The following is a 12,057-nucleotide window of genomic DNA, read 5'->3' on the forward strand; positions in this document are numbered from 1 at the left end:
AGGATGACTATCGTCTATGACGGACAAAACCCCTAAACAGACTGCGGCCGAGGCAGAAGCCAAGCCGCTGATTGATATTAAAACCGGCAATAAAACCGTGGACGGCTCGATTCAGAATGTGTCGCGCTTCGCTGCCCGGTTCCAGGCGATTCCGGCGGTGGCGCACTTTATGCGCGCGCTGGAACGCTTTAACGATCGCCTCGGTAGTCAGTTTGGCGCGGCGATCACTTACTTCTCCTTTCTCTCTCTGATACCGATTTTGATGGTCTCCTTTGCGGCAGTCGGTTTTGTGCTGGCGTCGAATCAGGATTTGCTCACCGAGTTGATCAACAAAATCGTTAACAGCATCAGCGATCCGACGCTGGCCACCACGCTGAAAAATACGGTGAATACCGCGATTCAGCAGCGTGCCACAGTGGGATTAACCGGTTTGCTGCTGGCGCTCTACTCCGGCATTAACTGGATGGGCAACCTGCGTGAAGCGGTGCGCGCGCAGTCACGCGACGTGTGGGAACGCACGCCGGACGATCAGGAGAAATTCTGGAAGAAGTACGCGCGCGATCTGATTTCGCTGTTGGGTTTGATGTTTGCGCTGGTGATTACGCTGTCGCTGACCTCGATTGCCGGCGCGGCGCAGGCAGCGATCGTTAACGCGCTGGGGCTGGAAGACATTGAGTGGCTGCGCCCAGCGATGACGGTGATTGCGTTATCTATCTCTATCCTGGCTAACTATCTGCTGTTCCTGTGGATCTTCTGGATTTTACCGCGCCACAAGCCGCGTAAAAAAGCGCTGTTCCGCGGCACGCTGCTGGCGGCGATTGGCTTTGAGGTGATCAAGTTTGTAATGACGCTGACGCTGCCGAAGCTGGCAAGCTCGCCGTCGGGCGCGGCCTTTGGTTCAGTACTCGGCTTAATGGCGTTCTTCTACTTCTTTGCGCGTTTGACGCTGTTCTGCGCCGCGTGGATCGCCACCGCCAAATACAAAGATGATAAAGAGATGCCGCAGCCGCATCAGGCTAAATAAGCCAACGAGGTTGTTACAATTGCCGTACTAGCTAAAAATGTCTCCTGCAGGCTGCTTTTTCAGCAAAAACCAGCAGGAAACGCTAAAGGGTCACTTTAATTTGGCCCTTTTGCAGAGATTCCCGCCAAAAAAGTGACACTTCCCGTTCCCATCCGCCACTGATCGCAGCAACTCAGAAATTATCCACTTATTCGCCGAAAAAGCCCGGTCTGACGCGGTTTTTCGCCATTGAATGCCGCAAACCAGGTGCGTAAGATTCTCTGTCTACATTTACAATTAAGAAACACTTATGCAAGCCTCCATCACAGAAACACTCGACAAAAAACACGACGACACACCGGTCAATTCACGTGGCAAAGTGGTTGTGGCATCGCTTGTCGGCACCGCCATTGAGTTCTTCGATTTCTATATCTATGCCACCGCCGCAGTGATCATTTTCCCGCACATCTTCTTCCCGCAGGGCGATCCGACCGTGGCCACGTTGCAGTCGCTGGCGACTTTCGCGATCGCCTTCGTGGCGCGTCCTATCGGTTCTGCCGTGTTTGGACACTTTGGCGACCGCGTTGGCCGTAAAGCCACCTTGGTGGCATCGCTGCTGACCATGGGCGTCTCGACGGTGCTGATTGGTTTACTGCCAGGTTATGAAACCATTGGCGTGGCAGCGCCGCTGCTGCTGGCGCTGGCGCGTTTTGGTCAGGGTCTTGGCCTTGGTGGCGAATGGGGCGGCGCAGCACTGCTGGCGACCGAAAATGCTCCGGCGAAGAAACGTGCGCTTTATGGTTCGTTCCCACAGCTCGGCGCGCCGATTGGCTTCTTCTTCGCTAACGGCACGTTCCTGCTGCTTTCATGGTTGCTGACCGACGAGCAGTTCATGAACTGGGGCTGGCGCGTGCCGTTTATTCTCTCAGCGGTGCTGGTGTTAATTGGCCTGTATGTGCGCGTTTCGCTGCATGAAAGCCCGGTATTCGCCAAAGTGCAGAAAGAGAACAAACAGGTGAAAATGCCGATCGGCACGCTGCTGAGTAAGCATCTGACCGCCACCATTCTCGGCACCTTCATCATGCTCGCCACTTACACGCTGTTCTACATCATGACCGTGTATTCGATGAGTTACGGCACTGCACCCGCACCGGCTGGCCTTGGCTATTCGCGTAACAGCTTCCTGTGGATGCTGATGGTGGCGGTGATTGGTTTTGGTGTGATGGTGCCGATTGCCGGTCTGCTGGCCGATCGCTTTGGTCGTCGTAAAACCATGATCACCATTACGTTGATGATTATCGCCTTTGCATTGATGTTCCCAATGCTGCTGGGTTCCGGTTCTCAGGTGCTGGTAATGGGCTTCCTGATCCTTGGTCTGAGCATTATGGGCCTGACGTTTGGTCCGATGGGCGCGCTGCTGCCAGAGCTGTTCCCAACGGAAGTGCGTTATACCGGCGCATCGTTCTCTTACAACCTATCGTCGATTCTTGGTGCCTCGGTAGCGCCTTATATCGCCACCTGGCTGAACGCCCATTACGGTTTGCAGGCGGTGGGTTTCTATCTGGCTTCGATGGCGGTGCTGACGTTGATCGCGCTGATTGCCTGTAAAGAGACGCGAAATCAAACGCTGTATGAAGCGGTGTGATTGAGCTGACTGTACTTTGTACGTGCTTGCTGTCCCCCATCCCGGCCTTCCCCCGCTAGCGGGGGAAGGAGACGCTGCCACATGCAGCTTCAGAACTAACATATGGCAGCATCTTCCTCCCCCATTCATGGGGGAGGACCGAGGAGGGGGACACCGAGCACATACCTAGAGCAACAGCGAGCACCAATAACAAAAAACCCCGGCAAGCCGGGGTTTTTTATTGTGCTGAAAACTGTGTCGCGCGTGGCTTAGCCAGCGACAGCGATACGTTTCATATCGGTCATGTAGCCACGCAGTTTGCGGCCTACAGATTCGATTGGGTGCTGACGAACGGCTTCGTTGACGTCACGCAGCTGCGCGTTATCCACCTGCGTACCTTCAACTGCTTTGCCCAGATCGCCCGGCTGCAGCGTGGTCATGAACTCTTTCAGCAGTGGAACTGCCGCAAAGGAGAACAGGTAGTTACCGTATTCTGCGGTATCCGAGATCACCACGTTCATTTCATACAGACGCTTACGTGCGATGGTGTTAGCAATCAGCGGCAGCTCGTGCAGTGATTCGTAGTAAGCCGACTCTTCGATGATGCCCGCGTCAACCATGGTTTCGAATGCCAGCTCAACGCCTGCTTTGACCATCGCAACCATCACGACGCCTTTGTCGTAATATTCCTGCTCTTCGATTTTGCCATCAAACTGCGGTGCGTTTTCGAATGCCGTTGCGCCGGTCTCTTCACGCCAGGTCAGCAGGTTTTTGTCGTCGTTAGCCCAGTCAGCCATCATGCCTGAAGAGAATTCGCCAGAGATGATGTCATCCATGTGCTTCTGGAACAGCGGAGCCATGATGGTTTTCAGCTGCTCAGACAACGCATAAGCGCGGATTTTTGCCGGATTAGACAAGCGATCCATCATCAGCGTGATGCCGCCAAACTTCAGTGATTCGGTGATGGTTTCCCAGCCGAACTGAATCAGTTTTTCGGTGTAAGCCGCGTCATGACCTTCAGCCACCAGCTTGTCGAAGCACAGCAGAGAACCGGCCTGCAGCATACCGCACAGGATGGTCTGCTCGCCCATCAGGTCAGATTTCACTTCCGCAACGAAGGAAGATTCCAGCACGCCTGCACGGTCGCCGCCGGTCGCTGCTGCCCAGGCTTTAGCAATCGCCATGCCTTCGCCTTTCGGATCGTTTTCCGGGTGAACGGCGATCAGCGTAGGTACACCGAAACCACGCTTGTACTCTTCACGTACTTCCGTACCCGGGCACTTCGGCGCCACCATCACGACGGTGATGTCTTTACGGATGGTTTCGCCTACTTCAACAATGTTGAAACCGTGTGAGTAACCCAGCGCAGCGCCATCTTTCATCAGCGGCTGAACAGCCTGAACGACCGCAGAGTGCTGCTTGTCTGGCGTCAGGTTAACCACCAGATCGGCCTGTGGGATCAGCTCTTCGTAAGTACCGACTTTGAAGCCGTTGTCGGTCGCTTTGCGGAAAGAGGCACGCTTATCAGCAATCGCTTCAGCACGCAGGGCATACGCCACGTCCAGACCAGAATCACGCATGTTCAGACCCTGGTTCAGACCCTGAGCACCACAGCCAACGATGACCACTTTCTTGCCTTTCAGGAAGCTAGCGCCATCAGCGAATTCGTCGCGTGACATGAAACGACATTTGCCCAGCTGCGCTAATTGGTTGCGCAGATTCAATGTGTTGAAGTAATTAGCCATGGGTACTCCGGTTAGATGTTGTGTTTGTTTTTGTTCAGTAACGACGTTATCTCTTACGCCGCGAATGACCCCATCATATGACAGGAAATCCGTTGCTTAAATTGATATATTAGCAAGGTCACATTGCATAATTTGCAACATAACCTTGAGGCGATACGCGCATGGATTTACGAGACCTGAAACTCTTCCTTCATCTGGCTGAAAGCTGCCACTTTGGCCGCACCGCGCGTGCCATGCACGTCAGCCCTTCAACTCTTTCGCGCCAGATTCAGCGCCTGGAAGAGGATGTCGGTCACGCGCTGTTCCTGCGTGATAACCGCACCGTCACGCTAACCGAAGCCGGTGAGCGCCTGCGCCAGTTTGCGCAGCAGACGTTGCTGCAGTATCAGCAGTTACGCCATGTGATGGATCTTAACGGCCCGTCACTGAGCGGTGAACTGCGCCTGTTCTGCTCGGTGACCGCCGCTTACAGCCATCTGCCGCCGATTCTTGACCGCTTTCGTGCTGAACATCCGCAGGTAGAGATCAAACTTACTACCGGTGATGCCGCCGATGCGATTGAGATGGTGCAGTCCGGCGACGCCGATCTCGCCATTGCCGGTCGCCCAGAATCGCTGCCGGCCAGCATAGATTTTACGCCACTGGGCCTGATTCCGCTGGTGCTGATCGCTCCGGCGCTGCCTTGCCCGGTGCGCAATCAGGCGACGCAGGAGCAACCCGATTGGGCGCAAATTCCGTTTATCCTCCCGGAACAAGGACCTGCACGCCGCGGCATCGATTTATGGTTCCGCCGCCAGCGCATTCCCAATCCGCAGATTTATGCCACGGTTTCCGGTCATGAGGCGATTGTGTCAATGGTGGCGCTGGGATGTGGTATTGCGCTGCTGCCGGATGTGGTGCTGGAGAACAGCCCGGAACCGGTGCGCAATCGCGTGTTAACGCTGGAGAATGTGGAGTCTGTCGCACCGCTGGAACTCGGCGTTTGCGTACAAAAAAAGCGGCTCGGAGAGCCGCTTATCAATGCGTTCTGGCACCAGCTGTAATCACTGCCCGGCGAGGAAGAAACGGAACGCCGGGTTGCTCGCTTCGTCATGCCATTCGTAACCCAACGCGGTGAGATGGGTTTCGAAATCCGGTTCCTGATCGTTGGCTTCAAATGCCGCCAGCACGCGGCCATAATCGGTGCCGTGGCTGCGATAATGGAACAGCGAGATATTCCAGTGCGCACCCAACGTCTGCAGGAACTTCAGCAGCGCGCCCGGTGCTTCCGGGAATTCAAAGCTAAACAGGCGTTCGCGCAGCGGCTTCGATGGACGTCCGCCGACCATGTAGCGCACGTGCAGCTTGGCCATTTCGTCATCCGACAGATCCACCACGTGATAACCGGCTTCGCTCAGTTGGCTGATGATCTCACCGCGCTCCTCCAGCCCGCGCGTTAAGCGCACGCCGACGAAAATGCAGGCGTTATCCGCATCGGCGTAACGATAGTTGAACTCGGTGATGGAGCGCCCGCCGATGGTCTGACAGAACTTGAGGAAACTGCCCTGCTGTTCTGGAATGGTGACCGCCAGCAGCGCTTCACGCTGTTCGCCCAGTTCGCAACGCTCGGAGACATAGCGCAAGCCGTGGAAGTTGACGTTGGCACCCGACAACACGTGCGCCAGGCGCTCACCTTTGATGTCGTGCAGCTGGATGTACTTCTTCATACCCGCCAGCGCCAGCGCGCCGGAAGGTTCCGCCACGGCGCGCACATCTTCGAACAGATCTTTCACCGCTGCGCAAATTGCATCGCTATCCACCGTGATGATGTCATCGAGATACTCCTGACACAGACGGAAGGTTTCGCTGCCGATGCGTTTGACCGCTACGCCTTCCGCAAACAAGCCCACGCGCGCCAAATCTACCGGTTCACCCGCTTCCAGCGCGGCCTTCAGGCAGGCTGAATCTTCCGATTCCACGGCAATCACTTTGATCTGCGGCATCAGCTGCTTGATCAGCACCGCGACACCCGCCGCCAGACCACCGCCGCCGACCGGCACGAAGACGCGATCGAGATGCGCATCCTGCTGCAGCAACTCCATCGCCAGCGTGCCCTGCCCGGCGATCACCGCCGGATGGTCAAACGGAGGAACGAAGGTGTAACCCTGCTGCTCTGCCAGCTCAATCGCTTTGGCTTTCGCCTCGTCGAAGTTGGCACCAAACAGATAAGCCTCACCGCCAAATGCGCGTACTGCATCAACCTTGATGTCTGCCGTGGCCAGCGGCATCACAATCAGTGATTTGATGCCCAACGTGCTGGCCGAAAGCGCCACGCCCTGCGCATGGTTACCGGCCGAAGCCGTGACCACGCCGCGAGCTTTTTGCTCTTCGTTCAGCCCGGCAATCATCGCGTAAGCCCCGCGCAGCTTGAAGCTATGCACCGGCTGACGATCTTCACGCTTCACCAAAATGGTGTTGCCAAGACGCGATGAAATTTTTTCCATTTTTTGCAGCGGCGTCACCTGGGCAATTTCATACACCGGTGAACGCAGCACTGCGCGCAAATACTCCGCGCCGTTTGGCGTCGCGGAGAGCGGTTGAGACTCAGCCATCGGTTAGCCTCCCAGCTTGGACTTATCGCGCACCGCGCCTTTGTCTGCGCTGGTCGCCAGTGATGCATAGGCACGCAGGGCAAACGAGACTTCACGTACGCGGCCGTGCGGGGTATAAGCCGCATCGCCGCGCGCTTGCTCTTCTTCACGACGGGCGTGCAGTTCGTTATCCGGTACCGCCAGCTTGATACCACGGTTGGGGATATCGATCTCAATCATGTCGCCATCTTTCACCAGCGCGATGGTGCCGCCGCTCGCCGCTTCCGGAGAGGCGTGACCAATCGATAAGCCTGACGTGCCGCCAGAGAAGCGACCGTCGGTGATCAGTGCGCAGCTTTTGCCAAGGCCCATGGATTTCAGATAAGTGGTCGGATAGAGCATTTCCTGCATGCCCGGTCCGCCTTTCGGTCCTTCGTAGCGGATCACCACGACGTCGCCGGCTACCACTTTACCGCCAAGGATCGCTTCAACTGCATCATCCTGGCTTTCGTACACTTTCGCCGGGCCTTTGAAGGTGAGGATCTCTTTGTCTACACCCGCGGTTTTAACGATACAGCCATCTTCGGCAATGTTGCCGTAAAGCACAGCTAAGCCGCCATCCTGCGAGTACGCGTGTTCGCGCGTACGGATACAACCCTCGGTACGGTCATCATCCAGCGTGTCCCAACGGCAGTTCTGCGAGAACGCCTTGGTGGTACGAATACCAGCAGGACCAGCGCGGAACATATCCTTCACCGCCTGATCTTTGGTCAGCATGATGTCGTACTGATCCAGGGTTTCACGCATGCTCTGCTGCAAGATGTTGCGCGCGCTGGTGTCGATTAAACCGGCGCGATCTAACTCACCGAGAATGGCGATAACGCCACCCGCACGGTGCACATCTTCCATGTGATATTTCGGCGTACTTGGCGCCACTTTACACAGCTGCGGCACTTTACGAGACAAGCGATCGATATCGGAGATGTTGAAGTCGATTTCGCCTTCCAGCGCCGCTGCCAGCAGGTGCAGAACGGTGTTGGTGGAACCGCCCATAGCGATATCCAGCGTCATCGCATTCTCGAACGCCGCTTTGGTGGCGATGTTACGCGGCAGCATGTTGACGTCATCCTGCTCGTAGTAGCGTTTGGTCAGGCTAACGATGCGCTTACCGGCATTAATGAACAGCTCTTTACGATCGGCGTGTGTGGCCAGCAGTGAACCGTTACCCGGCTGCGACAAGCCCAGCGCTTCGGTCAGACAGTTCATCGAGTTGGCGGTGAACATACCGGAACAGGAACCGCAGGTTGGACAAGCAGAACGTTCGATCTGATCGCTGTCGGCATCGCTGACGTTCGGGTTGGCGCCCTGAATCATCGCATCAACCAGATCCAGCTTGATGATTTGATCAGACAGTTTGGTTTTACCGGCTTCCATCGGGCCGCCAGACACAAAGATCACCGGAATGTTGAGGCGCAGTGACGCCATCAGCATGCCAGGAGTGATTTTGTCACAGTTGGAGATACATACCATGGCATCGGCGCAGTGCGCGTTGACCATGTACTCCACTGAATCGGCAATCAGCTCACGTGAAGGCAGTGAATACAGCATGCCGCCATGACCCATGGCGATACCGTCATCCACCGCAATGGTGTTGAACTCTTTGGCCACGCCGCCAGCTGCTTCGATTTCCTCAGCAACCAGTTTGCCAAGATCGCGCAGGTGCACGTGGCCCGGTACGAATTGGGTGAATGAGTTGACCACGGCGATAATCGGCTTACCGAAATCGTCGTCGGTCATTCCTGTCGCGCGCCACAAGGCACGGGCACCGGCCATGTTACGTCCATGGGTGGTGGTGGCGGAACGGTACTTAGGCATGCTCTATTTACTCCAGTAATAATAAGGTTGCGGGCGCCATCTGACGCCCGCAAAAAATCTCGTTATGCGTTAACCGGATCCAACCAGCCCCACTTGTCTTCCGTCTCGCCAGTGAACAGGCCAAAGAATGCCTTCTGAATACGACCGGTGACCGGACCACGTTTACCTTCGCCGACCTGAATGCCGTCGACGCTGCGCACCGGAGTGATCTCCGCTGCAGTACCTGACATGAAGACTTCGTCGGCCAGATACAGGGATTCGCGCGACAGAACCTGCTCACGCACTTCAATACCCATGTCTTGCGCCAGCTTGATGATGGCGTCACGGGTGATGCCCGGCAGCGCTGAAGAGGTGAACGGCGGCGTGAACAGAATGCCATCTTTCACTTCGAACAAGTTTTCGCCAGCACCTTCTGAAATATAGCCGTTGGTGTCGAGCGCGATACCTTCCTGATAGCCGTGGCGGCGCGCTTCGCTGCCTACCAGCAGAGAGGAGAGATAGTTACCACCCGCTTTCGCGGCGGTTGGCAAGGTGTTTGGTGCAACGCGGTTCCACGAAGAAACCATGGCGTCGATACCGTTTTCCAGCGCTTCAGCGCCCAGGTAAGCACCCCAAGGGAAGGCAGCGATGATTACATCGGTGGTGTAGCCATCTGGCGGGTTCACACCCAGACCCACGTCACCCACGAAGGCCAGCGGACGGATATAAGCGCTTTTCAGTTTGTTCACGCGGATCACTTCGCGGCACGCTTCCATCAACTCATCAACGCTGGCTTTAATCGGGAAACGGTAAATTTTGGCGGATTCATGCAGACGCTTCATATGCTCACGGTGGCGGAACACCACTGGACCTTTGTGTGAGTCGTAGCAACGCACGCCTTCAAACACAGAAGTACCGTAGTGCAGGGCGTGAGACATAACGCTGACCTTGGCGTCTTCCCACTTAACCATCTCACCATTGAACCAAATAAAGTCTGCTTTCTTCGTACTCATTGCTTTTTCCTTTGGCGACTATGCGCGGATTTGTTGTGTTGTCTGTTGTTGGATCTCGACGCAAGCGACATCCATAAGTTTGCTTAACTGCGAAGACAGTAAATCGACTGAGCGTTGGCTGGCAACGGTCATTTCGATATTAATGTTCTCCGCATTGACCGCGGTGGCCATATTCATTGCACACACCTGGAAACCACGGTGACGCACGACACGCAAAATGCGCTCCAATATTTCAGGACGAAAGCGGGCTTCGATAGACAATTGATGCTGATTCATGCGGTTTTCTCCATCATGTTTGCGTTGCTGGCACCTGGCGGTACCAATGGCCAGACGTTTTCATGCTCATCTATCGAAACATGCAGGAAGTAAGGACCTTCACTGTTCAGCAGAGCATCGAGGGCGGCGTCGACCTGATCTTTACGGCTAATGCGCTGGCCTGGGATATCAAACGCGCTGGCCAGCGTAAGGAAATCGGGGTTGTCGGTCAGAATGGTTTCGCTGTAGCGACCATCAAAGAACAGTTGCTGCCACTGGCGCACCATGCCGAGACGCTGGTTATCCAGCAGCAGAATTTTCACCGGCAGCTTGCCGCGCTTGATGGTGCCCAGCTCCTGAATGTTCATCATGATAGAACCATCGCCAGACACGCAGATCACTGTGTCCTCTGGACGTGCCACCTGCGCACCAATCGCCGCCGGCAGGCCAAAGCCCATAGTGCCGAGACCGCTCGAGGTGATGAAGTTTTCTGGCGCGGTGAAACTCATGTGCTGAGCGGCCCACATCTGGTGTTGACCTACATCGGTGGTGACCACGGCGCTGTCCGCTTTGCGGTCAGACAACTGCTTCAGCAGCAACGGCGCGTAAATCGCTTCGCCGGGATGATCGTAGCGCCAGTCGAACTCGCTTTTCATCGCGCTGACTTCTTTGCGCCAGCCATCAATGTGCATTGGCATGCTCAGTGCCGGCAGCACCTGATTCATATCGCCCTGCAGTGAAACGTGAGCACGGCGCAGTTTGTTCAGCTCGGCAGGATCGATATCGATATGGATGACGCTGGCGTGCGGTGCGAAGGTGTCCAGCTTGCCAGTAACGCGGTCGTCAAAACGCGCGCCAACCGCAATCAGCAAATCACAGGATTGTACCGCGAGGTTAGCGGCTTTGGTGCCGTGCATGCCCAGCATTCCGAGATAAAGATCGCTGCTGGCATCCGCGCTACCAAGACCTTTCAGCGTAGAAACCATCGGGATACCGGTTTCCTGCGCCATGGCACGTAAGGCTGGAACCGCCTGCGCCATACCCACGCCGCCACCGATATACAGCATCGGCTTATGCGATTGCGCCATCAATGCGCGCGCCTCTGCAATGTGCTGAGCGGAGTGGCTGATTTCTTCCTCAACTGGCAGCAGATGAGGCGTCAGTTCGCCATTGGCGATCTGAATGTCTTTCGGGATATCGACCAGTACCGGGCCGGGACGACCCGATTGCGCGATGGCAAAAGCTTCTGCCATCACTGAGGGTAAATCATCAAGCGATTCAACGAGGAAACTGTGTTTGGTGCAGGCTAACGATAAACCAAGAACGTCTATTTCCTGGAAGGCGTCGGTGCCGATGAAGGCCGATGATACCTGGCCGGTGATCGCCACTACCGGGATCGAATCCATCATCGCATCCGCCAAACCGGTGATCAGGTTGGTGGCGCCGGGACCCGACGTGGCGATACATACGCCCGTCTTGCCGGTTGCGCGGGCATAACCAATAGCAGCCATCACCGCACCTTGCTCATGACGACACAGTAGGTGTTCCACGCCGCCATCGTAGAGCGCATCGTACACTGGCATGATTGCGCCGCCAGGATAGCCAAACACTGTATCGACACCCTGCGCGCGTAAAGCCTGAACTACCCACTGTGCACCTGTCATGGTTATTCTCCTGTATTCCTAGGGGAACAACAGAATTTTATGCTACTGCTCATAATCTGTTCCTCGCTAATTTGCTGATATTTAGCCTGGTTAAAAAAAAACCCCCGGACCTTTCGGTGCGGGGGTTTTTGGAATTCCAGACTTGATTTTTAAGCCTTTCTTTCTCCAAGCGATGCCCCGCACGGTGGGATAATAATCACCACCACGCTAATCACGACTAGGCTAATCACTTGTAGAAGGGCTTTCATGTGTTGTTTGTTTTTTCGATTGTTCGAAGTAATACCTACAGAGTTACCATAGTTAGCGTGTCGTTGACAATAATTTTCATT

Annotated in this window: 10 protein-coding genes; 3 read left to right on the forward strand and 7 right to left on the reverse strand. The window is 55.6% G+C overall.

What is annotated here, in order from left to right; translation table 11 throughout:
* The first annotated feature begins 16 nt into the window (after positions 1–16).
* Together yhjD and ACYAC5_RS18540 are read left to right on the forward strand one after the other, a co-directional pair.
* Positions 17–1,024 carry an inner membrane protein YhjD gene (gene yhjD / locus ACYAC5_RS18535; protein ID WP_101762780.1) on the forward strand — a complete coding sequence of 336 codons (1,008 nt, stop codon included), beginning with the start codon at positions 17–19 and terminating at the stop codon, positions 1,022–1,024.
* Positions 1,025–1,313: 289 nt separating this feature from the next.
* On the forward strand, positions 1,314–2,648 hold the full coding sequence (locus ACYAC5_RS18540) for an MFS transporter (RefSeq protein ID WP_101762781.1): 1,335 nt from the start codon (positions 1,314–1,316) through the stop codon (positions 2,646–2,648).
* Between the two features lie 248 nt (positions 2,649–2,896).
* Here the strand turns inward: ACYAC5_RS18540 and ilvC are convergent, their stop codons facing one another.
* Positions 2,897–4,372 carry a ketol-acid reductoisomerase gene (ilvC, locus tag ACYAC5_RS18545; RefSeq protein WP_192415448.1) on the reverse strand — a complete coding sequence of 492 codons (1,476 nt, stop codon included), beginning with the start codon at positions 4,370–4,372 and terminating at the stop codon, positions 2,897–2,899.
* Positions 4,373–4,533: 161 nt separating this feature from the next.
* Between ilvC and ilvY the strand changes: the two genes are divergently transcribed.
* The gene (gene ilvY / locus ACYAC5_RS18550; RefSeq protein ID WP_008106630.1) at positions 4,534–5,415 is read left to right on the forward strand and encodes an HTH-type transcriptional activator IlvY; all 882 of its coding nucleotides are present in this window, start codon (positions 4,534–4,536) and stop codon (positions 5,413–5,415) included.
* On the opposite strand, the gene ilvA is transcribed toward ilvY, so the two are convergent.
* The 6 genes from ilvA to ilvL form a co-directional block, all read right to left on the reverse strand.
* Entirely contained in the window at positions 5,416–6,963 is a 1,548-nt protein-coding gene (gene ilvA / locus ACYAC5_RS18555; RefSeq protein WP_192415445.1) for a threonine ammonia-lyase, biosynthetic, read from the reverse strand.
* A gap of 3 nt (positions 6,964–6,966) precedes the next feature.
* Entirely contained in the window at positions 6,967–8,817 is a 1,851-nt protein-coding gene (gene ilvD / locus ACYAC5_RS18560; protein ID WP_222185951.1) for a dihydroxy-acid dehydratase, read from the reverse strand.
* Between the two features lie 62 nt (positions 8,818–8,879).
* Entirely contained in the window at positions 8,880–9,809 is a 930-nt protein-coding gene (locus ACYAC5_RS18565) for a branched-chain amino acid transaminase (RefSeq protein WP_007888821.1), read from the reverse strand.
* Between the two features lie 18 nt (positions 9,810–9,827).
* Positions 9,828–10,085, reverse strand: a complete 258-nt coding sequence (gene ilvM, locus ACYAC5_RS18570) for an acetolactate synthase 2 small subunit (RefSeq protein WP_101762784.1) — start codon at positions 10,083–10,085, stop codon at positions 9,828–9,830.
* Positions 10,082–11,728: an acetolactate synthase 2 catalytic subunit gene (ilvG, locus tag ACYAC5_RS18575; protein WP_008106622.1), complete on the reverse strand. Its 1,647-nt coding sequence runs from the start codon at positions 11,726–11,728 to the stop codon at positions 10,082–10,084. The genes ilvM and ilvG overlap by 4 nt, the downstream gene beginning before the upstream one ends.
* Before the next feature lie 149 nt (positions 11,729–11,877).
* Positions 11,878–11,976 (reverse strand): ilv operon leader peptide, encoded by a 99-nt coding sequence (gene ilvL, locus ACYAC5_RS18580; protein ID WP_071531048.1) that lies wholly within the window; start codon positions 11,974–11,976, stop codon positions 11,878–11,880.
* Positions 11,977–12,057 lie beyond the last annotated feature (81 nt).

The sequence above is a fragment of the Pantoea sp. y20 genome, assembly GCF_054903455.1.